A 24084-nucleotide genomic window follows, 5' to 3' on the forward strand; every position below is an offset into this window, starting at 1 on the left:
ATCACCGCATGACGGCACCGGAACCCACCATCCTCGCCACCTCGGGCGGCCACCGCGCGGGCGGCCGCACCATGGTGGCCTTCGACGCCCTGGTCCACCACGCGGTGGACCTCTCGGGCGCGCACGGCCGGCGCCCCCGCGTCCTGTACGTGGGCACGGCCATAGGGGACGCCGAGCACTTCACCGCCCGTATGACGGAGGCCGCCCGGGTCGCCGGTTTCGACCTGACACCGCTGCACCTGTTCCCCATGCCCAACGTCGAGGACGTCGAGGAGACCGTGCTCGACCAGGACGTCGTCTGGGTCATGGGTGGTTCGGTCGCCAACCTGCTGGCCGTGTGGCGCGTGCACGGCCTGGACCGGATCATGCGCAGGGCCTGGGAGGCGGGCGTCGTGCTCAGCGGCGTGAGCGCGGGCTCCCTGTGCTGGTTCCGGGGCGGCGCGACCGACTCCTTCGGCCCCGAACTGCGCCCGATCACCGACGCGTTGGACTTCCTGCCCTACGGCAACGGCGTCCACTACGACGTCGACCCCGGCCGCCGTCCCCTGATCCACCGCCTCGTCGCCGACGGCACCCTCCCGACGGCCCACTGCACGGACGACGGCGTCGGATTGGTGTACCGCGGCACCGAACTGGTCGAGGCGGTCACCGAAGTCCCGGGCAAGGGCGCCTACGTGGTGGTACGCGACGGTGACACAGCGGTCGAGGAGCGGCTGGAGCCGCGCGACCTGCCCGGTCCGTGGCGGTGAACCGGCCGCGGCGGTGAGCGGGACAACACCCCGGCGGCAAAGCTTCGTTGAGTGCCCGGACCGGCCGGTGGCGCACCGGTGCGGGACGGGCGCGTTTGCCGACGCGGTGAGGGGCAAGGCGGTGTCCATGAGCGATCCGAACAAGGACACGAACAAGAAGCCCACCAGTACGCGGACCGCCGAGTCCAAGGCGCGCGGTGCCGCCGAGAAGACGACCGCGCCCGCGGCACGGGCGGGACAGGCCGCCGCGGGCAAGGCGAGTGACGCCGCGTCGGCGGCCAAGGCCGGTGCCCAGCGCTCCGCCGACGCCGCGAACGGCGCCGTCCACACGGCGGCCAAGGGCGTCGCGGCCGGCCGCCAGGCCGTCGTCGCCACCACGGGACAGGTCGCGGCCACGGCCAAGACCGCCTGGACGGTGGTCGCCCAGCGCAAGCTCGTCGCCGCCGGCGTCGGCGCCGGCCTCACCGCCGTGACCGCCGCGTCGTACGCGATGGGCCGCCGCGCCGGACGTCACACGCACGGGCCCCTCACCCGGCTCACCGGCGGCCGGATCTGACACCGGCCGCCCCGCACGGCGCCGCTCCCCGGACAGGGGAAGATGGGACCCGCGAGCGAAGTCCCGACCTATGCGGAGGAGTGGGCGCATGCAGCACGACCGAGCCGGGAAGCCGGCCGGCCCCGAGGACCTGATCGACGTCGCCCGGCTGGTGACGGCGTACTACGCCCTGCACCCGGACCCGGCCGAGCCGGGGCAGCGGGTGGCCTTCGGGACGTCCGGGCACCGGGGTTCGTCCCTGGTGGCGGCGTTCAACGAGGACCACATCGCCGCCACCAGCCAGGCCATCTGCGAGTACCGCTCGGCACAGGGCACCGACGGTCCGCTCTTCCTGGGCGCCGACAGCCACGCCCTGTCCGAGCCCGCGAGGGTCACCGCGCTGGAGGTGTTCGCCGGCAACGACGTGACCGTCCTCGTCGACAGCGCGGACGGCTACACCCCCACCCCGGCGGTCTCCCACGCCATCCTCACCCACAACAGGGGCCGCACCTCGGGCCTCGCCGACGGCGTGGTCGTCACCCCCTCGCACAACCCGCCCGCCGACGGCGGCTTCAAGTACAACCCGCCGAACGGCGGCCCCGCGGGCTCGGACGCCACCTCCTGGATCCAGGACCGGGCCAACGAGATCATCGCGGCCGGGCTGAAGGACGTACGACGGCTCCCGTACGCGCGGGCCCTCGCGGCCCCCGGCACCGGCCGCCACGACTTCCTCGACGCCTACGTCCGCGACCTGCCGAGCGTCCTGGACCTCGACGCGATCCGCTCGGCGGGCGTCCGCATCGGCGCGGACCCGCTGGGCGGCGCCTCCGTGGCGTACTGGGGACGGATCGCCGAACAGCACCGGCTCGACCTGACGGTGGTCAACCCGCTCACCGACCCGACCTGGCGGTTCATGACCCTGGACTGGGACGGCAAGATCCGCATGGACTGCTCGTCACCGCACGCCATGGCCTCCCTCATCGAGCGGCGCGACCGCTTCGACATCGCCACCGGCAACGACGCCGACGCCGACCGGCACGGCATCGTCACCCCGGACGCCGGCCTGATGAACCCCAACCACTACCTCGCCACCGCCATCGCCTACCTCTACGCCCACCGCTCCGACTGGCCGGCCGACGCGGGCGTGGGCAAGACGCTGGTGTCCTCCGGCATGATCGACCGGGTCGCCGCCGACCTCGGTCGCCGCCTGGTCGAAGTGCCCGTGGGCTTCAAGTGGTTCGTGGACGGACTGGTCGACGGCTCCCTCGGCTTCGGCGGCGAGGAGTCGGCCGGGGCGTCGTTCCTGCGCCGGGACGGCTCCGTGTGGACCACCGACAAGGACGGCATCATCCTCGCCCTGCTCGCCTCCGAGATCACCGCCGTCACCGGCAAGACCCCGTCCGAGCACTACGCCGCGCTCACCGCCCGGTTCGGCGAGCCCGCCTACGCCCGCATCGACGCCCCCGCCACCCGCGAGGAGAAGGCCCGCCTGGCCAAGCTGTCCCCGGCCCAGGTCACGGCCGACACCCTCGCCGGGGAACCGGTGACCGGCGTCCTCACCGAGGCACCCGGCAACGGCGCAGCGATCGGCGGCATCAAGGTGACCACCGAGAACGCCTGGTTCGCGGCCCGTCCCTCCGGTACCGAGGACGTCTACAAGATCTACGGCGAGTCGTTCCGCGGGGCGGACCACCTCCGGCAGGTGCAGGACGAGGCCAAGGACGTCGTCCTCGCCGCCCTGAGCGGCTGACCTCGTCCCGCCGACGCCCTACGGGCGGCGGCCCCCGGGCCGGTCAGTCACGGCCGGCCCGGGGGAGTGCCACGGTCAGGCCGCGGATCTCGTAGCCGTCGATGGCCTCCTGGAAGGCGACGCGCGGCTCCCCGGTCGTCCGGACGCCGTCGAGGGCGAACAGCCGGCTCAGGAACACGTCGGTCTCCAGGAGGGCGATGTGCGCCCCGGGACACCGGTGCGGCCCGTCGCCGAAGGAGAGGCCCGCACCGACCGTCTCGGCGCGGTCCGGGCGGACCAGCAGCGGGTCGTCGCCCACGGCCTTCGGGTCCGCGTTGGCGTCGTCCAGGTGGACCTCGACGTACTCGCCGGGGCGCACCGTCACCGGCCCGCCGGGGCAGTGCAGCTGCACCGGGTCCGTGGCCCGCCTGCGCAACCGCCCGATGACGGGCTCCAGCCGCAGCAGTTCCTGGAGGACGGCGAGGCGGCCCGGCTCGTCCGCCGACCGGTAGTGGCCGAGCAGCTCGGCGTCCGAGAACAGGTGCCAGGCGGCCAGGCACACGAACTCGCGCGTGGTGACCATGCCGGCCGCGGCGAACGTCAGGCACTCACCGAGGATCTCGACGTCCGAGCAGCCCTCGGAGATCAGGTGGGAGATCAGGTCGTCGTGCGCACGGCGCCGGTGCGCGCGCACGGCGGGGCGCACGTCGGCCAGGTGGATGCGGAGCCAGTTGGTGTTCTGCCGCACCAGCCAGTACAGGCCCCGCACACTGGTCAGTCCGGGCTCCCCGAACTTCTCCGGAAAGAACCGCTCCAGCCTGCGGCGGAGGCCCGGCCTGCTGTACCGCAGTCCGACGACCTCGCTCACCACGCCGACGGCGAGACCGAAGGCGAGGTCGGAGAGCGGGGCCTCGCCCGCCGAGCGCAGCACGGCCAGCTGCTCCTCCGCGACCCGGACCATCAGGTCGCGGTAGTGCTCGTCCACCCGGCGGGGAGTGAAGTAGCGGGCGGTCTGCCGGCGGTGCTCCCGGTGCTCGGGGCCGTCCCGGTAGAGCACGGGACGGCGCACGCGCGGCGGGAGCTTCTCCACCGTCTCGACGCCGAGACCGGCCTGCACGGTGCCCGGACCGCGCAACAGGGCCCGCGCGACGGCGAAATCGTGCACCTGCCAGGTCCCGTCCGCCGCCCGGTCGACCGGGCACGCCGGCCCGGCCCGGCCCCGGTCCGCCTTCCGCGCGGAGCCCCGCCCGTCCTGTCCGTCCTGTCCGTCCTGTCCGTCCCGTCCGTCCCGTCCGTCCCGTCCGTCCTGCGCCACGTGGCCACCCCCAAGTCCGGCCGCGCGGCCCCGGCGACCATCGCGGCTCGACGACGTGGTCAACAGGATCGGCCACACTCCGGGCACTGACCAGCCCCGGAATCCGCCGAGTCGGGCGGCCCCCGGGCCTGCCGGGTGGGCCGGACCCGCCAGCCCGGACGGCCGGGACGACGGGGACGACCGGGACGGCCGGGACGGTCCGGAAATCGGGTGCGCCGTCGGGGTCGCCGTGCGAGGCTCCGCCGGTGGACCGCGAACAGATATCCCGACTCGCCCATGCCGACCACCCGATCGCCGCGCCCCTCGACGACGATTCGGTGGGCCGGCTCCTGGCCCGCGCGGTGCCCGACGACGGCGCGCGCGTCCTCGACCTGGGCTGCGGCGGGGGCGAGTGGCTCCTGCGCGCCCTCACCGGTCACCCGCGGCTGGTGGCCGAGGGCGTCGACCTCTCGCAGAGCGCGCTCGACCACGCCCGCGAGGCCGCGGCCCGGCTCGGGGTGGCGGACCGGCTGACCCTGCACCGGGCGGACGCCGCGCACTTCGCCGCCGCGCACCGCTTCGACCTGGTCCTCTGCGTCGGCTCCACACACGCCTTCGGGCGCCTGCCCGCGACCCTCGCCGCCGCACGCGAGCACCTGGCGCCCGGCGGACGCGTCCTGGTCGGTGACGGTTTCTGGGAACGCGACCCGTCTCCCGAGGCCGTCGAGATGCTCGGTGACCTCACCGACCTGCCGACCACCCTGGAGCGGGTCGTCGCGGACGGCTGGACGCCCGTGGGCGGGCACATCAGCACCCGCGGGGAACTCGACGCCTACGAGTGGTCCTGGACGGGGGCACTGGCGACCTGGGCCCTGGACCACCCCGCCGACCCGGACCGTGACCAGGCACTGGAGACGGCCACCGCCCACCGCGACGGGTGGCTGCGGGCCTACCGCGACTGCTTCGGCTTCCTCTGCCTGGTCCTGCGTCCGACGGACGCCTGACGCCTGACGCCCGACGCCTGACGCGCCCGACGCCGACGCGGCGTCCGGTTCGCGGTGGGGCGGGTGATGTTTGCCGGATTCGGGGGTAGACGGCCTGGCGTAACGGTCAAGGCTCAGGAAGAGGGCGGATCGGATGGACGGGGCTGCCCAGACGGGGGACCGGCTGACAGACGTGCCGGTCAAGGTTTCGGCGGAGTACCAGGGCAGGCCCGGCGACATCGCCAGGGGCAGGGAACTGGCCCGGGGATTCCTGGCGCGCGTACGCGCGGCCCAGGGTGCCCGGGTCTCCGACCGCGCGGTGGAGGTGGTGCAACTGGTGGTCAGCGAACTGCTGACGAACGCGTGCAAGTACGCGCCCGGACCCTCGCTGGTCGACCTCGAACTCGCCGAGGACCGGGTGGAGGTCACGGTGTGGGACAGCCAGCCGGTACTGCCCGTGCCCGAGACCGCGGACCCCGGCCGGGTCGGGCGGCACGGGCTGGAGATAGTGATGGCCGTCTGCCAGAGCTTCGAGGTGCACCGGGAACCGGTCGGCAAGCGCATGAGAGCCGCGGTAGGCCTCGCCGACGACCTGCACGACACGGCCCCCCTCGGCCAGTCGGCCTGACCCGCGGCGGCCGCAGGCGGCAGGGCCCACCGGCGTCCGCCGACGCTCCCCCGCCTGCGCGGCGAGGGGCCCGGGCCGCAGCGGGAGACGGCACGGAGGGAAGCGCTCCCGAGGGCCGCGACTCCGCGGCCGACGCCCCTGAGGCGGGTGCCCCGCGCGACGACCCCGGCCCCGGACCGGCCGCCGGGGACACCGCCCCCCGGGCGACTCGGGCGACCTCGGCGACCCAGGTGTCCCCCTCCCGACCGCCGGAGGCACCGGCACGTACGCCCCCGCCGCGGGGGCCGACGCGTCCGGACGGCAATCCGCCAGAGGCGCCCGAAGACCACGGCTCCCTCCGGCCGCTCCGCCCGCCCCGCCGCCGTACGCGGTGATGCGCCGCTGTTCCGTGCCGCCCCACGCCCCCGCCGCTACACCGGGATGTCCGTCGACGTGGCGCCCGCCGAGCCGCCCTGCTGTTCGCATGCGGCAGGGACCACGCGCCCGTGCCGGCAACCCGTCGCCGGCCTGAACGGTACGGACCCATGGGCCGGTCGGCCGCCCGCCCCGCCGCCGCACGCGGTGACGTCCCACCGCCCCGCGCGGCGCGACGGTCACCGACGTGGCGCTCGGCGTCTCACCGGGCCGCCGGCCGCCGCGTGAAGCCGCACCCGGCGCCGTGTCCGTCGGCATGCGGCCATCCGACCGGCCCGGTCACCGGGGTGGCCGCGGGGCCGCGCGCGGGTGCGGGTGCCGCGCGGCACCCGGCGGCGCCGGGCGGTCCCGGTCAGCGGTCGCCCGGCCGGTGGTCCCCGGCGCGGAGTCGGTACACGACGGAGCGGCGCAGTGGGCTGCCCTCGGGGATCTCCGGGTCGTCGAAGTCGTCGGCCGGGTCGTAGGTCATGCCGAGGCGGGCCATCACCGCCCGTGAGCGCAGGTTGCCGGCCGCGGTCACCGCGAGCACCTCCGGCAGCGCGAGGCACTCGAAGGCGTGGGCCACCGCGGCCCGCGCGGCCTCGGTGGCATAGCCATGGCCCCAGGCCGGACGGGCCAGGCGCCAGCCCGCCTCCACCCCGCTGAACGGCATGCCGTCCTCCACGGGATCGAGCCCGGCGAACCCGACGAACTCGCCGGTGGCGAGGACCTCCACCGCCCACCAGCCCCACCCGCGCCGGTCGAGGTCGGCCTGGAAACGGTTCACGGACGCCTCGCTCTGCTCCCGGGTCAGGACCTCCGGGAAGTACTCGCGGACCACCGGGTCGGCGTTCATGGCCGCCCATGGGCCCAGGTCGGACGGCCGCCAGTCGCGGAGCACGAGACGCTCGGTTCGAAGTTCGGGCACCGGGTGAACGTACAAGTTCCGGCCGGGCGGAGCGACCGTATTACGCGCCCGGACGCTCCCCCCTTCGGCCGCGCGGAGCGGTTCAGTCCCGCCCGCCGGGGGAACCTGGCGGGATGGACGGCATCGGAAGGCTGTGAGGGTCGTGACGTCACGCTGGGCGGGCCACCGGGACGGCGAGGAACCAGGGCACGACGCGGCGGACGCGGCGGACGGCGCGCCGGAGCCCGTGGAACCCGACTTCCCCCGCGCGGTCCTGCGTGCCCTGGGCGCCGGCGTCCTCACCCTCGGCCCCACCGCCCGGATCACCTCGGTGAACCCCTGGGCCGAGCAGCTGCTGGGCCGCTCCGAACAGGAGATGCTCGGGCACGACGCGCACGACCTCCTGCACCGGCATGCCGACGGCAGCCCCGTGCCGCGCGAGCGCTGCGCGCTGCGCCGCCCCCTGCACGGGGTGCCCGCCGAGGAGGGGAGCGACGAGTACTTCCAGCGGGCCGACGGCACCACGGTCCCCATCATCTGGGCCACCACCCCCCTCGTCCGCGGCGGACGGCAGGAAGGGCTGGTGCTCGTCTTCCACGACTTCAGCCTGCACCGCAGCGCCGCCGAGGAGACCGAGGCGCGGACCACCGCCCTGGAGGCCCTCACCGCCCAGCTGAACCTGGTCGCCGAGATCTCCACCGTCCTGGTCCCCACCGAGCGCACCTCCACCACCCTCCGCCGTCTCGTACGGCTGCTGGTGCCGGACCTGGGCCAGTGGGCGGCGGTCGACCTCTACCCCGGCCAGTCGGACGTACTGGACCGGGTGGCCGTCCGCAGCAGCGACCAGCCGGACCGGGCCAGACACCTGCGCGGTCCCATGACCTCGCTGCCGGACCAGGCCCGCGCCGCGCTGACCCTGCTCATGAAGGGCGACCGGCCCGTCCCGCTGAGCGCCGACGAGCTGTCCCGGGACCCGGAGCACCCGCTCGCCGCCACTCACCGGGTGCTGTTCGAACGGCTCGGCGGCCACGCGGCCGTCGCCATCCCGCTCGGCACCCGGCAGCGGTCCTACGGAATCCTGACCGTGGCCCGCGCCGGACACCGCCCCGCCCACACCGAGGCCGAGATCGGCCTGCTGGCCGACATCGGCCGCCGCGTCGGCATGGTCCTCGACAACGCCCGGCTGTACCACGAGCAGCAGAACGTCGCCGAGACCATGCAACGCCAGCTCCTGACCCCGCTGCCGCAGGTCGACCATCTTCGGATGGCCGCACGCTACTGGCCCGCCGAGAGCGCCATGGAGGTCGGGGGCGACTGGTACGACGCCTTTCTCCTCGGCGACGGCGTGATGGCCCTGGTCATCGGGGACGTGGTCGGACACGATCTGCAGGCCGCCGCCCACATGGCCGAGGTCCGCAACATGCTGCGCGCCCTCGCCTGGGACCACCAGGAACCACCCAGCGTGATCATGCGCCGCCTGGACGAGGCCGTGACCAACACCAGCGACGCGCCCATGGCCACCCTCGTCTTCGCCCGCGTCGAAGGGGCCGAGGGCGGCCCCTGGCGGCTGCACTGGGTGAACGCCGGCCACCCGCCGCCCCTGCTGATCACGCGGGACGGCGCGACGCGCTTCCTGGAGGGCGGCCACGGTCCGCTCATCGGCATGAGTGCCACCCTGCGCCTCGGCCTGAGCTGGCCCGACACGCGCGAGGACCTCCCGCCGGAGAGCCTCCTCCTGCTCTACACCGACGGCCTGGTGGAGAGCCGGGACCGCCCCATCGACGTGGGCATGGACCAGCTCCGCCACCACGCCGGTGTACTGGCCGGGCGTGCGGACGGGTGGAGCGTCGACGACTTCTGCGACGAACTGCTCGCGCGCATCGCGCCGCGCGGGGACGACGTCGCCCTGCTCGCCCTGCGGCTGCCCGCCGCCGGCATGGGCGCCCCCGGCGACACCGAGCCGCCCCCGCCGCCCCAGTCCGGGCAGAGCGAGGCCGCCCCCGACCGGGCCGCCCCCGGCTCCCGGCGCCAGGAGGCCGAGGTCGAGGACCCGACCCACACGGACCCGGGGGAGTAGCGGACCGAACGGGAGCCACCGCCGGCCGCCGGGGTGACGGGCCACCGAGGGGTGACGTGCCGCCGCCGGGGTGACGGGCCGCCGAGGGGTGACGTGTCGCCGCCGGGGTGACGTGCCGCTGAGGGGGTGACGGGCCGTCGCGGCGTGACGCTCCGTCCGGACCGGCCCAACTCCGCGGCCTTCCGGCCGTGTTCGCGACCCGGTACGCCGTGCCCCGGACCCCCGAACGGGCGGGGTGTTCACCCGGCTGAGCGCCTTGAGTGGTGCGAGACGGGCGCCGGGCTGACGGTAATTCACGTCGGGGCCGGGTCACCTCAGCTGACGAAGCACCAGCTGCCCGGTCGTGACGGAAGGAACCACAGATGCGTTCTGCTCGCATGCTCCTGACCACGGCGGCGGCCTCGGCCGTCTTCGTCCTCGGCGCCCCCGGCGCCTACGCGGCGGTCGGTGGCGACTGGGACCACGACGACTCTTCCTACAGCAAGGAGCACGACAACGGAAGCAAGCACGACGAGCCGCGCGGCGGAATGCACACCGGCGGTGGCGCGCTGTCCGCGGTGACCGAGGGCGACTGGGACCACGAGGACGCGTCCTCCGGCAAGACGCACGACAACGGGAGCAAGCACGAGGACGGCGGCAAGCACGAGGAGCCGCGCGGCGGCATGCACACCGGTGGCGGTGCGCTGGCCGCGGTGAACGAGGGCGACTGGGACGGCGGCGGCCGCGAGTCCAAGGAAGGCGGCTCGCAGACCTACCGCCAGGACGAGGGCGAGAGCTCCCGCGGCAGCGGCGAGCACGAGAAGCCGCGCGGTGGCATGCACACCGGCGGTGGCGGCCTGGCCACGCCGACCACGACCGCCGGCGGTCTGGCCGTCCTGGCCGTCGCCGCGACCGGCCTGTACGCCGTCCGACGCAAGAAGTCGGCAGGCGGAGTGGCGTAAGCCGTGCCGGGCGCGATAGCAGCCGGGCCGCCACCCAGGAACCACGGGGCGGCCCGGCTCGCCCCCGCCCACCCCGTCCGCCCTGCCGCCGTGCCCCAGTGAGGTCGTCCCCGATGCAAGTGCCCCCTTCCGCCCCCGCCCCGGCCGACGACGAGACGACGACCGGTCAGGGTTCCCGCTCCGGCCTGATGGCGCTGTGCGCCGTGGCCCTGCTGATCCTCGCGGTGAGCCTGGTCGGCGGCAACGACACGTCCGCCGACTCCGCCCGCCCCCCGCTGCCCGCCCACCCCGGCACGACAGCCTCGTCGGCCTCGTCCGCCCCGCCCGCGACCGGCGCGGCGGGCTCAGCCCTGTCCCGGTCGAAGCCGGTGCGCCTGCTGATCCCCGAGATCTCCGTCGACGCCCCCTTCACCGACCTCGCCATCGGCGACAAGGGGCAGTTGCAGCCGCCGCCGGCCGCGGACACCAACCTCGTCGGCTGGTACGCCAAGGGCGTCTCCCCGGGCGAGAGGGGCACCTCGATCATCGCCGGGCACGTGGACACGAAGACGTCGCCCGCCGTCTTCGCCCGCCTCGACCAGCTCGACAAGGGCGACACGTTCCGGGTCGAGCGCGCGGACGGGCGCGAGGCGACCTTCGTGGTCGACAGCCTGGAGACCTTCGCCAAGGACGAGTTCCCGAGCGACCGCGTCTACGGCGACGCCGACCGGCCCGAGGTGCGGCTGATCACCTGCGCGGGCGACTACGACCGCAAGGCCAAGGACTACACGGACAACCTGGTCGTCTTCGCGCACCTCGACTGAGATTCCGTCCACCGGCCGTCCGCGGCCCCGGTCACCCGCGCAGTGCACACCGGTCGCGCGCCGTCGGGGCCCGGCCCAGGATCGAGGCAAGCCGGCGTCGCATCACCGCGGCCGACGTTCAGTTCCGCCCCCGCGAAGGAGATGTGCGCCAGATGACCACCACGTCCACCCCTGCCTCCGGCCCGATTGCCTCCGAACCGCTGACGCGACAGCTCTCGCACCAGGTCTCCCAGTCCGTGTTCGACGGCTCCCGCCTGCGGGTCGTCCTGCTGGTGGAGGTCTACGACGGAGCCCAGCAGCAGTTCCTCGAGACGTACGAGAACCTGCGCAGCCACGTCGAGTCCGTCCCCGGGCACATCGGCGAGCAGCTGTGCCAGTCCATCGAGAACCCCTCCCAGTGGCTGATCACCAGCGAGTGGGAGAGCGCGCCGCCGTTCCTGAACTGGGTGAGCAGCGAGGAGCACGTGCGGATGGTCAAGCCGCTGCACAGCTGCGTGCGGGACACCAGGTCGCTCCGCTTCCACGTGGTCCGCGAGACCGGCCGCCCGGGGACCGGCGCCGATCCCGCCCGGGGCGGACTTCAGGCCGAGCCCCGCGTCGGCGACGGCCTCATCCGGCACGCCCTGACCTTCACGGTGAAGCCGGGCAGCGAGGAGGCGGTGGGCAAGATCCTGGCCGACTACGCCTCGCCCGAACCGCGGGTCGACGACACCACGCGCCTGTGCCGTACGTCCCTGTTCCTGCACGGCAACCGGGTGGTGCGGGCGATCGAGGTGCGGGGCGACCTGCTGGCGGCCCTGCGGCACGTGGCCGAACAGCCCGAGGTGCGGGCCGTCGAGGAGGCCATCAACCCCTACCTGGAACAGGACCGGGACCTCGGCGACCCGGAGTCCGCCCGGGTGTTCTACACGCGGGCGGCGCTGCCCGCCGTCCACCACGTGACCGCGGGCGAGCAGCATGGCGAGGCCCAGCGGCACGCGCTGTCGTACCCGGCCCGGCCGGGCTGCGGCATGCGGCTGGCCCAGCTGCTCGCCGAGCACGACGAGGCGGCGGCCAGGGATCCGCGCAGCCCCGTCCGGTGCAGCACCATCTTCCAGCGCGACGACGTCGTGGTCCGGCTGGTCGACGTACGGGGCGACCTGCACGAGGGCGATCCCGCGGTGACCCTCGGTCTTCCGGACGCCGAGCGGGTGTCCGAGCTGACGTCCCTTCTGGACGGCTTCACGGACGCCGGTTCCCCGACGGGCGGCGGACTCGTCCGCGCGCTGGAGGGCGCCCGGATGGAGCCGGTCACCGACCGGCGCGCGCCGGACGCCTGAACGGCCCGCACCCGCGCGTCGGCCGCCGCACCGCCCCGTGGCGGTCCGGCGGCCGACGCGTGTGCGTCCGCGGTTCGCTACTCGGGCACGGTGCAGTCGAACGCGTGCAGGTACGGGTTGACCGGGCGGATGTCGTCGATGACCAGACCCGCGTCGGTCAGCCGGCCGACCATGCTGTCGGTGGTGTGCTTGGCACCGCCGACGTTGAGGAGCAGCAGCAGGTCCATGGCGGTGCTGAACCGCATCGACGGGGTGTCGTCGACGAGGTTCTCGATGACGACCACCCGGGCGCCCGGGCCGCCGGCCGCCATCACGTTGCGCAGCGCGCGGGCGGTGCTGTCGTCGTCCCACTCCAGGATGTTCTTGATGACGTAGACGTCGGCCCGCACCGGGATGGCCTCGCGGCAGTCGCCCGGCACGATGCTGACCCGGTCCGCGAGCGCACCGCCCTCGCACAGCCGAAGGTCGGCGTTCTCCACCACCCGCGGCAGGTCGAGCAGGGTGCCCTGCATGGCCGGGTACTTCTCCAGCAGGCTCGCCACCACGTGCCCCTGGCCGCCGCCGATGTCGGCGACCGAGGTGCTGGCCGACAGGTCGAGGAGGGCTGCGACGTCCTGGGCGGACTGCCGGCTGGACGTCGTCATGGCGCGGTTGAAGACCTCGGCCGACTGCGGCGCGTCCTCGTTGAGGTAGGTGAAGAACTCCTTGCCGTACAGGCCCTCGACGACGTTGGAGCCGGTGCGCACCGCCTCGTCGAGCAGGGGCCAGGCGTCCCAGGTCCACGGTTCGGTGCACCACAGGGTGATGTTGCGCAGGCTGTGCGGGTCGTCCTCGCGCAGCAGGCGGGACATGTCGGTGTGCGCGAACGTCCCGTTCTTGTGCTCGGTGAAGACGCCGTAGCAGGTCAGGGCGCGCAGCAGCCGGCGCAGCGGCTTGGGTTCGGTCTTCACCGCGGCCGCGAGGTCCTCCACGGCCATGGGGGTGTCGCCGAGCGCGTCGGCGACGCCGAGCCGTGCGGCCGCGCGGAGGGCGGCGGCACATGCCGCCCCGAACACGAGCTCCCGCAGCCGCATGGGCGGGGGTGGGGCAGTCTGTGCGGTCGTCATGTGCCGCTTTCCTTCCTTCTTCGGTCCATGGGCCTTCTTCGGTCCACGGGTGGTTACGGTCGCGGCCGGCTCAGCACAGGCCCGCGGGCTTGGAGGCGCCGCAGGTGTTGCCGGTGAAGGTGTTGCTCTTGCCGGTGTCGCCGGTCCCGGCGTTGACCAGGTCGGCGGGGGAGTTGTCGCGCAGCCGGTTGCCCTCGACCTGGTTCTTCGCGTTGGCGGTGCCCACCATGCTCGAGGCCAGGACGACGCCGCCGGACATCGACGACTGGCCCGAGTTGCCCTCGACGGTGTTGTCGGCGACCAGCACCTTCTCGACACCGGTCAGGACGATGCCGGAGCCCTGGAGCGCCTCCAGCCGGTCGGTCTTCGGGCAGGACTTGTTGTTGCGCACGACGTGGTTGTCGCGCACGACCAGGTCGCCGGCCTTGGGCTTGTTCTCGTCGCCGACGACGAACACGCCCGCGCAGTTGCCGGCGATGTGGTTGTCCGCGACGGCGAGGTTGCGCAGCCGCCGGACGGTGACGCCGATCCGGTTGCCCTCGAGCCGGTTGTGCGCGACCTCCGTGCCCTGGGTGTCGGCGGCGCCCTCCTCGGCCTTGATGTTGTTGGCCAGGAAGATCCCCGCGTCGCCGTTGTCGCGGGCGGTGTTCCCGCGGAAGATGCCGTGGACCGACCGCTCCTGGGCGATGCCCCAGACGCCGTTCTTCACCGCGTTCACGTTCCGGACCGTCAGCCCGTCGGTGGCCATCGAGAACACGCCGGTACGGGTGAACCCGGTCACCGTCAGGTCGGAGACGGTGATCCCCTTGACGTTCTCGTCCTTCGTGCCGATCACGCAGATGCCGTTGCCGCCCTCGGCACAGGTGTTGTCGGCGGCCTTCTGGGTGCTGGGCCGGATGACGGTGGAGCGGCCCATGCCCCGCAGGGTGAGCCCGGGGGTGCTCACCTTGACGCTCTCGCGGTAGGTGCCGGTGGTGACGAGGACGGTGTCGCCCGGCTTGGCGGCGTCCACCGCCTTCTGGATCGACTCCCCGGGGTGGACCAGATGGGTCACGGGGACGGAGGACGCCGGGGCCGCGCCGAGCCCCGTCCCGATCATGGCTGCGGTGCACACCAGGTACACGACATGGCATTTCTTCATATTCCGAAAGGTATGCCGGAAATATTCCCAGGCAGCCTGGATGAGCCATCCGACGGCGTGTCATGAACCGGCGCTGAACCGGTGCTTCTTGGGCACATGCGTAGGTGATCTTCATATCGGCTGCCCAGGGAGGAAGACCACCGTGACCACGCCGGAACGCCGTTTCCGAGGCAGAAGCACCGGGCGCCGCTTCGATCTCCGCGCCACGACCCTGGCCTTCGGGCTCGCCGCCGTGGCCCTCAGCGTCGTGGGATGGGCCGCGAGGATGGCGTTCGACGTCGCGCAACGGCGCCCGGCCTGGGCGCTCGTCCTGGTCCTCGCCACGGTCTCGGCCCTCCTCGTCCGGCGTCTGTGGCGCCGCGGCCGCCGGGGCTCCAGGCCGGTCCGGCGCACCGCCGACGCCCTGGCGACGGCCACCGCGACGGCGCTGGACGCGCTGGAGGAGCGGGCGGCGGCGCCCGGGGAGGAGGACCGGGGAACGGACGAGGAGCCGACCGCGGTCCTCCCCGCCCACCAGCGCCTGACGCCCGACGAGTTCGAGGAGGCGATAGCCGAGCTGTGCCGGCGCGACGGCTGCGCCGAGGTGGAGGTCGTGGGCGGGGCGGGCGACCTCGGCGCCGACGTGCTGGCGCTGACCCCCGACGGCCGCAGGATCGTCGTCCAGTGCAAGCGCTACGGCGACGGGAACAAGGTCGGCTCCCAGGATCTCCAGCGCTTCGGCGGCACCTGCTTCACCGTCCACGGGGCCGACGTGGCGGTCCTCGTCACCAGCAGCGACTTCACCGCACCGGCCGCGGAGTACGCGGAGCGGTGCGGCATAGTCTGCGTGAACGAGGAGCGACTGCGCGACTGGTGGGAGGGCGGGGGACCGGCGCCCTGGGAGGTGCTCGCGCCCCAGGAGGACGAGACGCGGCCGTGCGGGCGAGCCGGATGGTGAACCGGGCGGCCCGCCGACCCGCGGTCGGCGGGTGGAGCGGGGTTCGCCCGCCGCCCGGTGGCAACCTGGGCGGCATGGGCAAGACCGCGCTGATCGTCATCGACATGATCAACACCTACGACCACGAGGACGCCGAGTCCTTGATCCCCGCCGTGGAATCCGTGCTGCCGAACGTGACCGGCCTGCTGGACCGGGCGAGGCGGCAGGGCGTCCCCGTGATCTACGTCAACGACAACTTCGGGGAGTGGCGTTCGCACCACGGCGAGATCCTCGACAAGGCCCTCTCCGGGCCGCACTCCCGGCTCGTCGAGCCGCTGAAGCCCGACGACTCCTCCCTCTTCGTGGTCAAGGCACGCCACTCGGTGTTCTTCGAGACCCCGCTGACCTATCTGCTGCACCAGCAGGGCATCGACCGGCTCGTGCTGTGCGGGCAGGTCACCGAGCAGTGCGTGCTCTACTCGGCGCTGGACGCCCACATCCGCCATCTACAGGTCATCGTTCCACGTGACGCGGTGGCCCACATCCACGCCGACCTGGCGGACGCGGCGCTGCGCATGATGGAACGGAACATGGGCGCCCGGGTGTGCGACAGCGGCGAGTTGTGGACGTGAGACGGCCCGCCGCCACGCCGGCGGCGGGCCGTGCGCCCGGCCTCAGCCGCGCAGGCTCCGTACGGGCAGGACGACCTGCGCCGCGGAGGAGAGCGTGTCCGCGTGGTTGGCGAAGGCGGCGACCGCCTCGCCGTCGCCGGGCTCGCCCCCGGACCAGGGGCGGGTGGCGAAGATGAGACAGGCGTACCCCCGCCGGTCGACCGCCGCCCGCCACTGCGGGGTGGGCACGAATTGGGCGTTCACCCCCGGCATGGTGAGGGCGGCCGCACCCGGTACGACGAGCAGGCCGATCGGCAGGCCGGTCAGGACGGTGGCGTCGAGGACGGTGTCGCCGCCCACCGCGAGTCCGGAGCGGCTCAGCAGCCCCTCGACGGCGGCCGGGACCGCCTCCGGGCCGCCCTCCCCGTCGCCGAGCGAACAGGCGAGGAGGAAGGGGACGTCGCCGTCGGGCGTCTCACGGCTCCAGGACATGATGACGAGGGTGCCGAGGTCGGCGGTTCGCAGGGGGCGCGGGTCAGCGGAGATCGAGGTCACCGCGAAACCGTAAGCGCGCGCGGCGACGCGTCCGCCCGGCCGTCACCCGACTGGCGGACACCCCGGCCCTTCTTCACACGAACGAGGGCCCCGGGCTCGCGGCCGTCAGTGCTGCGACAGCCGCCCGCGGATGTCGTCGAAGTGCCGGTGCACCGCCGTCTCCGCCGCCTTCGCGTCGCCCGCCCGTACGGCCTCGACGATCCTGGCGTGCATCCGGGCCAGTTCCTCGCCGTCGGCCGCCGCGCCGATCCCCTGCGCCTGGGTACGCACCCGGTGGAAGGCGCTCCAGAAGGCGTCGAGCAACTCGCTGAGCAGGTCGTTGCCCAGGGAACGGTGCAGCGCCCGGTGAAAGGCGCGGTCGGTGCGCGCCGCGATCTCGCCCGACTCGCGCACCTCCGTGTGCATCGTCTCCACCAGCGCGTCCAGCTCGGCCAGGTCCTCGGCGGGCAGCCGGCCGGCGAGCTGGTGCATGAGTCCGGCCTCCAATGCCTCCCGCAGTTGCAGCAGTTCGAGCAGGCTGCCCTGCCCCCGGCGGTGCCCGACCACCGTGCGGAACGCCATGGCCTCGGTCATCGGCTCCAGCGACATGGTCCCGACGTAGGTCCCGAAGCCGCGGCGGATCTCGACGATGTGCATGGCCTGGAGGGACTTGAGCGCCTCGCGCAACGAGTTGCGGCTGACGCCGAACCGCTCCATCAGCTCGCTCTCGGTGGGCAGCGGGTCGCCGGGGCCGAGGCCCTGTTCGACGATCAGCTCCTTGACCCGCTCCTCGGCGTCGGCGGCGACCGAGCCCATGTGACGTCCCCTCTCGACCCTTGACATCCGCTGCTCTGCCATGTGTCACTCTAACAGGACATGGGACATCCTACGTCCCCCGTCACCAGGGGCTTCGGCGCGCCGCTGCCCGCCGCGCTCCCTGGACGAGCACAGTACGACCTGGAGTACCGCATGCCCATCCCCACACCGCTGAGCGGTGTCGTCCCCCCGGTCATCACCCCCCTCACCCCGACGGGGGAGGTGGACACCGCCTCGGTGCGCCGGCTCACCGAGCACCTGATCACGGCCGGTGTGCACGGCCTGTTCCTGCTGGGGTCCAGCGGCGAGGCCGCCTACCTCACCGACGCCCAGCGGCTGACCGCGCTGGAGAGCGCCGTGGACGCCGCCGCGGGCCGCGTCCCGGTCCTCGCCGGGATCATCGACACCACCACGGCGCGGGTCCTCGACCGGGCGGCCGACGCGGTCCGGGCCGGCGCCGACGCACTCGTGGCCACGGCGCCCTTCTACACCCGCACCCACCCCGTGGAGATCGCCGACCACTTCCGGCGGGTGCGCGAGGGCGCCGGCCTGCCGCTGTTCGCCTACGACATCCCGGTCGCCGTGCACACCAAGCTGCCCCGCGAGGTCGTCCTCGACCTGGCCGGGGACGGCACCCTGGCCGGGCTCAAGGACTCCAGCGGCGACGAGGGCTCCCTGCGCCGTCTGCTGGTCGCACTGCGCCGCCGCACCCCGGACTTCACCGTGCTCACCGGCTCCGAACTCACCGTCGACGGCGCGCTGCTGGCCGGCGCCGACGGGGTCGTGCCCGGCCTCGGCAACGTCGACGCCCACGGCTACGTACGCCTCTACGAGGCCGCCCGGTCCGGCGACTGGGCCGCGGCCCGGGCCGAACAGGACCGGCTCGCCGCCCTGTTCGACCTCACCGACGCGGGCGACCCCGCGCTGATGGGCGGCAGTTCCAGCGCGCTCGGCGCCTTCAAGGCCGCCGCCCACCTGCTGGGCCTCATCGACTGCCCGGCCACCGCCGCACCGCAGGTCCCGCTCGACGCCACGGCCGTGGCCCGGGTCCGCGACCGGCTCACCGAGGCCGGACTCCTGTGACCCCGGGACCGGGCCGGTGACCGCCGGACCCGGTCCCGCCCGCCCCGTCTCCCACTCCGTCTCCCACCCCGCCCCCGCCCTCGTCCCCGACCGCCCTCGTCCCCGACGCGCGTCTTCCCCACCCGCATAGGATCGCCATGTCATCTGCGCGCACCACCCCGACCTCCCCTCCCTGGTACCGCGAGATCACCCGGGAGAAGTGGAAGTCCTTCTTTGCCGCCTGGATCGGCTACCTCCTGGACGGTTTCGACTTCGTCCTCATCACCCTCGTGCTGACCGAGATCGCCGACGACTTCGGCCTGTCGACCGTCGAGTCCGCCAGCCTCGTCTCCGGAGCCTTCATCACCCGCTGGCTCGGCGGCGCGGTGCTCGGCGCGCTCGGCGACCGGTACGGCCGCAAGAGCGCCATGGTGGCCAGCATCCTGCTGTACTCGGTCGGCACCTTCGCCTGCGGCTTCGCCTGGGACTACACCAGCCTGTTCACGGCACGGTTGCTCATCGGCATGGGCATGGCCGGCGAGTACAGCGCCAGCGCCACCTACGTCCTGGAGAGCTGGCCCGCCCGGCTGCGCAACCGCGCCTCCGGCTTCCTCATCTCCGGCTTCTCGCTGGGCGGCGTCCTGGCGGCCGAGGTCTACGAGCACGTGGTGCCCGGGCACGGCTGGCGCTGGCTGTTCTACATCGGCCTGTTCCCCGTCGTCGTCGCCCTGTGGGTACGCCGGGCGCTGCCCGAGGCCGACGACTGGGAGGCACGGGTCGGAGCGAGGGGCGAACGGCCCAACCCCTTCCGGCCGCTGTTCGCCGACCGGCGCCGGGCGACGGTCAACACGGTGCTCACGGTCGTCGCCACCGGCTCGCTCTTCGCGGTGTTCACCCCGCTCGGCGCGGGCGCCGTGCCCGTCCTGTCCGTCCTGGCGACGGCCTGCCTCATCGCCTTCGCGGTGCAACTGGGCGGCCGCAGGCGGTGGGTGCTGTTCGTCGCGCTCTGCGTCACCGTTTTCTGCGCCTTCCTCTACAGCTGGCCGGTCCAGGCGCTGCTGCCCACCTACCTCAAGACCGAGCTGGGCTTCAGTCCGGCGCAGGTCAGCGACGCGCTCTACTACGCCGGGTTCGGCACGATGGCGGGCTGCATCGTCACCGGCTTCATCGGCGACCGGTTCGGCACCCGCAGGGCGTACGCCTGCACCCTGGTGGTGGGCATCGCCTTCGTCTTCCCCGTCTTCGCCATCCGGGACAGCCAACTCCAGCTGGGCATCCTGTTGTTCCTGATGCTCGCCTGCATGCAGGGCATCTCCGGGCTGCTGCCCAAGTTCATCGCCGGGCACTTCCCGACCGAGACCCGGGCCGCGTCCCTCGGTTTCACCTACAACGTCGGCGCGCTGGGCGGCGCCGTCGCCCCGGTGCTCGGTGCCCGGCTGGCGTCGACCATGTCGCTCGGCCAGTCGCTCGCCGTGCTCACCTTCTCGCTGACCCTCGTGGTGATCGTGCTGATCGGCTTCGACGTCCCGAGCCGGCTCAACCGGCTCGTGGACAAGGAGGCGGTCCCGGACTACCTCGCCGCCGAGGCGGCGGTGCCGGACGCCGCGGGGCGCATACGGCCGACACCGTGAAACCGGCCACGGGCAGGGGGCGAACGCCTGCTCCGACCGGCCCAAGACACGGCCGCCGGTGCGGCGGCGGACGGTCACCTGGTGTAACAGTCTTCGTATGATCAGTAGACGAAGTGATCGTCGGAGCGACGTGCGCGGTTCGCGTGGCCGCAGGGTCCGCACCGCCGCGGTGATCCTGGTCGCCGCGACCGCCCTCGGCGCGACCGGCGAAGCGGTCGCCGCGCCGTCGGCGCCGTCGCGCACCGACTGGGACGCGATCGCCGCGTGCGAGTCCAGTGGCAACTGGCAGGCCAACACCGGCAACGGCTACTACGGCGGGTTGCAGTTCGCGCGGTCCAGCTGGATCGCCGCAGGCGGCCTCAAGTACGCCCCGCGCGCGGACCTGGCCACCCGTGCCGAGCAGATCGCCGTGGCGGAACGCCTGGCCCGGATGCAGGGAATGTCCGCCTGGGGCTGCGCCTGACCGCTGCCCCGGGCCTCGTCCACGCGGAGTTGACCGGGGTAACCCGTGGGCGTGCACCTGGGCGTCGGTCACCGTGCGTCCGGTTTCCGCCGGGCGGCGCACGGGCAGTCCCCGGCGGGGGAGCCGGGCGGCGGCCCCGGACGTCGCGCACGACGGGACACCCGGGGCCGCCCTCGCCCCTTCACGGGGGGCGTCAGGTTCCCGCGACGCGGCGGCCCGAGTAGGCCGACCAGCGGCCGTCGCGCCGGGCGACCGTGATGTCCCGGCCGAAGCAGGCGGTCAGCCGGGAGTCGGTCAGGACCTCGTCGACCGCGCCCCGGGACAGGGTCCGGCCCTCGCGCAGCAGCAGGGCGTGGCTGACGGCCGGGAACAGCTCCTCCAGGTGGTGGGTGACCGTCACGGTGGCCAGTCGCGGCCTGCCCTCGGCCAGTTGGTGCATCGCCTCGACCAGGTCCTCGCGGGAGGGCAGGTCCAGGGCGTTGAACGGCTCGTCCAGGAGCAGCAGGGCCGGATCGGCCATCAGCGCCCGGGCGATCAGGACCCGCGCCCGCTGCCCGCCCGAGCAGACCCCGTACGGCCGGTCGGCCAGCTCCTTGACGCCGAGTTCGGTCAGGAGGTCCCGGGCGCGCAACCGGACCTCCTCGTCGTAGGTCCGCCACAGGGGCTGCACGGTGCCGCTGTGGCCGGTGAGCACGACCGCGTGGGCCGTCAGGTCCTGCGGCACCCGCTGGGCGGAGTTGACGTGGCCGATCCGCGCCCTCAGCTCACGGACGTCCACCCGGCCGAGCCGGCTGCCGAGCACCTCGACCGTGCCCGTCGTGGGGTGCATCACCGCGCCGAGCAGCCGCAGCAGGGTGGTCTTCCCGGCGCCGTTGGCCCCCAGCAGCGCCCAGTGCTCGCCCGGCCGGACCGTCCAGTCGATGCCGTCGAGGATCAGCTGGTCCGTGGTGAAGCGGCGCACTCCCACGTCCCGGAGCCGGAGTACGGCCGCCCCGGTCTCGTCGGCCTGGGAGCTGGCTGTCTGGGCGGTCATGCCGTGACTCCTTCACGCGGGGCACCTCTCGGTCACCGCGAACACTAGATGTACTCACCACACGCCCGTCGGGGCGTCCGCTTCCTGGACGGCGGTCGGCGGCACTCGGAGCGCGGACGAGCCCGCGTAATTCATCCGCGGCGCCGGGCCCGGCTCCCGGCGTGGCGCCGGCCGAGGGGACACGGAGGGGGAGCCAAGGAGCCACGGCGTCGTGGGACGTCGGCGCACTGCGCGGGGAGCGGACGGGGCGGACGGGGCGCGTAGGCGAGGGCTCGCGGCCCTGCTGGTCGCAGCGCAGGTCACGGCTGCGCCACGTTCGACGCCGACGCCGACGCCGACGCCGACGCCGACGCCGACGCCGACGCCGACGCCGACGCCGACGACGTACGGCGGGCCTTCTCCCGATGGACCGACGCGTCGGCCCTGCACGCGCTGCGCGATACGTACCCGGACGCCGTGACGAACGGTGGGGCGGGTCCTCACGGGCGTCCGGGACGAGTGCGGGGTCCTGCGCCTGCCTCCGCGGTGACGGGGGCAGGCGCAGGAACGGCGCCTCAGGGCGGGAGGTGTCAGACGCCCGCCACCGACTGGATCCAGGAGCGGTAGGCGGTGACGTTGGTGTAGGCCGTGGTGGTCTGCCGGTCGCTGGTCGAGGCGACGCCCACCTGGACACCGCCGGCCATCATCGGACCGCCGGAGTCGCCGCCCGCGGTGATGCCGTCGCCGGGCCGGGCGCATATCGCCTGGCCGTAGTAGGCGTCGTAGCAGCCGCGCGTCACGCTCAGGTTGGCGACCTTGAGGTACTGGGACTGGCAGTTGATCTCCGAGCCGCACCGGGAGGTCGCGCCCCAGCCGTAGACCTGCACGGTCTGGCCGACCCGGACCGTGCCCGGCCGGCCGAGCTGCGCGTAGGAGGCCGAGACGGAGCGGTCGAGCCGGACCAGCGCGAGGTCCGCCGAGGAACTGGTGACGGTCTGGACGCCGTTCGCCACCGTGCCGCCCGAGCCCTGGTCGAGGCTGCCGATCCGGAAGGACAGGTTGCCGCCGCTGACGCAGTGCTTGGCGGTGAGGATCCAGGTGGGGGAGATGATGGTCGAGGTGCAGGTCTGCTGGCCGTTGGAGAACAGCCTGGCCGCCCAGGGCGCGTTCTGCGCGTAGCCGCCGCCGATGATCGGCTGGGGGCCGCCGTCACCGGGCCGGGGCTCCACCGCCGAGGCGGACGGGGCGAGCGCGAGGGCGGTCAGCAGGGCGGCCACGAGCGCGGCCAGCAGAGCGGGGACGAGTCTCGTTGTGCGCAAGGCTCCTCGATTCCGACGACACGCGCATACTCGCGTGCAGGTGTGTGGGGGCGCCCCACAGCATGTCGGGCCCGGGCACCGGCCGGGCAATCCCGGCTTCGCATAACGCGGCGTTATGCCCGAGGGGCGGGACCGGGCCGGCCCACCGCGCTGCCGGGGGCGCCCGGCTTCACCGCGAGGCCGCCCCGCGGGCGACGACGGGAATGGTCAGACAGGCCCTAGCGGAGCAGCAGTTGCGCGAGGGCGACCGTGCCGACCGTCACGACCAGGGCCCGCAGCACCGCGGGGCTGAAGCGGCGGCCCACCTTGGCGCCGACGTAGCCGCCGAGGCCCGAACCGACCGCGAGGAGCCCCACGGCGGTCCACTCGAAGGCCGCGGCGAAGAGGAAGAAGAGTGCGGCGACGGTGTTGACGACGGCGGAGAGGACGTTCTTGACCGCGTTGAGCCGCTGTAGGGGTTCGTCCATCAGCATGCCCATCAGGGACAGGTAGATGATCCCCTGGGCCGCGGTGAAGTAGCCGCCGTAGACGCTGGCCAGCGTCAGACCGGTGAGGAGCAGCGGGCCGCCGTCGCGGCGGGGGGAGGTGCCGTTGCGGGCCCGGCGGCGCTGGACCAGCCTGCCGATCTGCGGCTGGAACGCCACCAGGAGCAGCGCGAGGCCCACCAGGACCGGCACGATCGTCTCGAAGGCGTCGGCGGGCAGCGTCAGCAGGAGCGCGGCCCCCGCGAGACCGCCCAGCAGCGCTCCGGAAACCAGTTTCAGGACGCGCCGCCCCTGCCCGCGCAGCTCCTCGCGGTAGCCGATGGCTCCGCTGATGGAGCCGGGGATGAGGCCGAGCGCGTTGGAGACGGTCGCGGTGACCGGCGGCAGCCCCGTGGCCAGCAGGACCGGAAAGGTGATCAGGGTGCCGGAGCCCACGACGCTGTTGATGGCGCCGGCCCCGACGCCCGCCGTGAACACCGCGGCCATGGCCTCCGGTGTCACCCCGTGCCGTCCCGCGCCGGGCCCCGGCCCGTCGGCCGGAAGGTGTCTTGTGCATCTTTCACGGGGCCGACTGTACCCACCGCCCCGGTCGGCGTGTCCGCTGGTCCCAACCGGTCATGTGTGGGCGCT

At 73.8% G+C, this 24084-nt stretch carries 23 protein-coding genes; 14 read left to right on the forward strand and 9 right to left on the reverse strand.

Going from position 1 to position 24084, the window contains the following annotated elements:
* Window positions 1-8 precede the first annotated feature (8 nt).
* The 3 genes from B9W62_RS37090 to pgm all read left to right on the forward strand — a co-directional run bounded on the left by B9W62_RS37090 (window position 9) and on the right by pgm (window position 3034).
* On the forward strand, window positions 9-749 hold the full coding sequence (locus B9W62_RS37090; protein ID WP_087811284.1) for a Type 1 glutamine amidotransferase-like domain-containing protein: 741 nt from the start codon (window positions 9-11) through the stop codon (window positions 747-749).
* 127 nt (window positions 750-876) lie between these two features.
* Window positions 877-1305 (forward strand): hypothetical protein, encoded by a 429-nt coding sequence (locus B9W62_RS37095; protein WP_087812279.1) that lies wholly within the window; start codon window positions 877-879, stop codon window positions 1303-1305.
* 88 nt (window positions 1306-1393) lie between these two features.
* Window positions 1394-3034 carry a phosphoglucomutase (alpha-D-glucose-1,6-bisphosphate-dependent) gene (pgm, locus tag B9W62_RS37100; RefSeq protein WP_087811285.1) on the forward strand — a complete coding sequence of 547 codons (1641 nt, stop codon included), beginning with the start codon at window positions 1394-1396 and terminating at the stop codon, window positions 3032-3034.
* Between the two features lie 43 nt (window positions 3035-3077).
* On the opposite strand, the gene B9W62_RS37105 is transcribed toward pgm, so the two are convergent.
* Window positions 3078-4328 (reverse strand): cytochrome P450, encoded by a 1251-nt coding sequence (locus B9W62_RS37105; protein ID WP_087811286.1) that lies wholly within the window; start codon window positions 4326-4328, stop codon window positions 3078-3080.
* A gap of 245 nt (window positions 4329-4573) precedes the next feature.
* On the opposite strand from B9W62_RS37105, the gene B9W62_RS37110 reads away from it, so the two are divergent.
* Together B9W62_RS37110 and B9W62_RS37115 are read left to right on the forward strand one after the other, a co-directional pair.
* A complete protein-coding gene (locus B9W62_RS37110; RefSeq protein WP_087811287.1) occupies window positions 4574-5311 on the forward strand; it encodes an SAM-dependent methyltransferase in 738 nt (245 codons plus the stop codon).
* Between the two features lie 133 nt (window positions 5312-5444).
* Window positions 5445-5918: an ATP-binding protein gene (locus B9W62_RS37115; protein ID WP_087811288.1), complete on the forward strand. Its 474-nt coding sequence runs from the start codon at window positions 5445-5447 to the stop codon at window positions 5916-5918.
* Window positions 5919-6684: 766 nt separating this feature from the next.
* Here the strand turns inward: B9W62_RS37115 and B9W62_RS37120 are convergent.
* Window positions 6685-7239, reverse strand: coding sequence for a GNAT family N-acetyltransferase (locus tag B9W62_RS37120; RefSeq protein ID WP_087811289.1), 555 nt, complete (start codon window positions 7237-7239; stop codon window positions 6685-6687).
* A 142-nt stretch (window positions 7240-7381) separates the two neighbouring features.
* Here B9W62_RS37120 and B9W62_RS37125 point away from each other — a divergent pair, with 142 nt between their 5' ends.
* The 4 genes from B9W62_RS37125 to B9W62_RS37140 all read left to right on the forward strand — a co-directional run bounded on the left by B9W62_RS37125 (window position 7382) and on the right by B9W62_RS37140 (window position 12358).
* Window positions 7382-9295: a SpoIIE family protein phosphatase gene (locus B9W62_RS37125; protein WP_179235858.1), complete on the forward strand. Its 1914-nt coding sequence runs from the start codon at window positions 7382-7384 to the stop codon at window positions 9293-9295.
* Between the two features lie 362 nt (window positions 9296-9657).
* The gene (locus B9W62_RS37130; RefSeq protein WP_087811291.1) at window positions 9658-10236 is read left to right on the forward strand and encodes a hypothetical protein; all 579 of its coding nucleotides are present in this window, start codon (window positions 9658-9660) and stop codon (window positions 10234-10236) included.
* A 113-nt stretch (window positions 10237-10349) separates the two neighbouring features.
* Window positions 10350-11039, forward strand: a complete 690-nt coding sequence (locus B9W62_RS37135) for a class F sortase (RefSeq protein ID WP_373433727.1) — start codon at window positions 10350-10352, stop codon at window positions 11037-11039.
* Between the two features lie 152 nt (window positions 11040-11191).
* Window positions 11192-12358 (forward strand): SchA/CurD-like domain-containing protein, encoded by a 1167-nt coding sequence (locus tag B9W62_RS37140; protein WP_087811292.1) that lies wholly within the window; start codon window positions 11192-11194, stop codon window positions 12356-12358.
* 77 nt (window positions 12359-12435) lie between these two features.
* Here the strand turns inward: B9W62_RS37140 and B9W62_RS37145 are convergent, their stop codons facing one another.
* Window positions 12436-13464: a methyltransferase gene (locus B9W62_RS37145; RefSeq protein WP_087811293.1), complete on the reverse strand. Its 1029-nt coding sequence runs from the start codon at window positions 13462-13464 to the stop codon at window positions 12436-12438.
* A gap of 70 nt (window positions 13465-13534) precedes the next feature.
* Window positions 13535-14605 (reverse strand): right-handed parallel beta-helix repeat-containing protein, encoded by a 1071-nt coding sequence (locus tag B9W62_RS37150; RefSeq protein ID WP_087811294.1) that lies wholly within the window; start codon window positions 14603-14605, stop codon window positions 13535-13537.
* Window positions 14606-14747: 142 nt separating this feature from the next.
* Here B9W62_RS37150 and B9W62_RS37155 point away from each other — a divergent pair, with 142 nt between their 5' ends.
* Both B9W62_RS37155 and B9W62_RS37160 read left to right on the forward strand, forming a co-directional pair.
* Window positions 14748-15542, forward strand: a complete 795-nt coding sequence (locus B9W62_RS37155) for a restriction endonuclease (RefSeq protein ID WP_087811295.1) — start codon at window positions 14748-14750, stop codon at window positions 15540-15542.
* A gap of 74 nt (window positions 15543-15616) precedes the next feature.
* Window positions 15617-16153, forward strand: coding sequence for a cysteine hydrolase family protein (locus tag B9W62_RS37160; RefSeq protein WP_087812281.1), 537 nt, complete (start codon window positions 15617-15619; stop codon window positions 16151-16153).
* Window positions 16154-16195: 42 nt separating this feature from the next.
* On the opposite strand, the gene B9W62_RS37165 is transcribed toward B9W62_RS37160, so the two are convergent.
* Both B9W62_RS37165 and B9W62_RS37170 read right to left on the reverse strand, forming a co-directional pair.
* Window positions 16196-16687, reverse strand: coding sequence for a DUF5949 family protein (locus B9W62_RS37165; protein WP_087811296.1), 492 nt, complete (start codon window positions 16685-16687; stop codon window positions 16196-16198).
* A gap of 105 nt (window positions 16688-16792) precedes the next feature.
* Window positions 16793-17482 (reverse strand): FadR/GntR family transcriptional regulator, encoded by a 690-nt coding sequence (locus tag B9W62_RS37170; RefSeq protein ID WP_087811297.1) that lies wholly within the window; start codon window positions 17480-17482, stop codon window positions 16793-16795.
* 153 nt (window positions 17483-17635) lie between these two features.
* Here B9W62_RS37170 and B9W62_RS37175 point away from each other — a divergent pair, with 153 nt between their 5' ends.
* The 3 genes from B9W62_RS37175 to B9W62_RS37185 all read left to right on the forward strand — a co-directional run bounded on the left by B9W62_RS37175 (window position 17636) and on the right by B9W62_RS37185 (window position 20638).
* On the forward strand, window positions 17636-18565 hold the full coding sequence (locus B9W62_RS37175; protein WP_087811298.1) for a dihydrodipicolinate synthase family protein: 930 nt from the start codon (window positions 17636-17638) through the stop codon (window positions 18563-18565).
* A 137-nt stretch (window positions 18566-18702) separates the two neighbouring features.
* On the forward strand, window positions 18703-20175 hold the full coding sequence (locus tag B9W62_RS37180; protein WP_087811299.1) for an MFS transporter: 1473 nt from the start codon (window positions 18703-18705) through the stop codon (window positions 20173-20175).
* Window positions 20176-20272: 97 nt separating this feature from the next.
* Window positions 20273-20638 carry a transglycosylase family protein gene (locus B9W62_RS37185; protein WP_087811300.1) on the forward strand — a complete coding sequence of 122 codons (366 nt, stop codon included), beginning with the start codon at window positions 20273-20275 and terminating at the stop codon, window positions 20636-20638.
* Window positions 20639-20831: 193 nt separating this feature from the next.
* Here the strand turns inward: B9W62_RS37185 and B9W62_RS37190 are convergent, their stop codons facing one another.
* From B9W62_RS37190 to B9W62_RS37205, 3 genes are all read right to left on the reverse strand, one after another.
* Window positions 20832-21671 carry an ABC transporter ATP-binding protein gene (locus tag B9W62_RS37190; protein ID WP_087811301.1) on the reverse strand — a complete coding sequence of 280 codons (840 nt, stop codon included), beginning with the start codon at window positions 21669-21671 and terminating at the stop codon, window positions 20832-20834.
* Window positions 21672-22240: 569 nt separating this feature from the next.
* Window positions 22241-22969 (reverse strand): S1 family peptidase, encoded by a 729-nt coding sequence (locus tag B9W62_RS37200; RefSeq protein ID WP_179235859.1) that lies wholly within the window; start codon window positions 22967-22969, stop codon window positions 22241-22243.
* 218 nt (window positions 22970-23187) lie between these two features.
* Window positions 23188-23940, reverse strand: coding sequence for a sulfite exporter TauE/SafE family protein (locus tag B9W62_RS37205; RefSeq protein WP_179235860.1), 753 nt, complete (start codon window positions 23938-23940; stop codon window positions 23188-23190).
* Window positions 23941-24084 lie beyond the last annotated feature (144 nt).

The organism is Streptomyces sp. CS113 (genome assembly GCF_002188365.1).
Taxonomy (GTDB): domain Bacteria; phylum Actinomycetota; class Actinomycetes; order Streptomycetales; family Streptomycetaceae; genus Streptomyces; species Streptomyces tendae.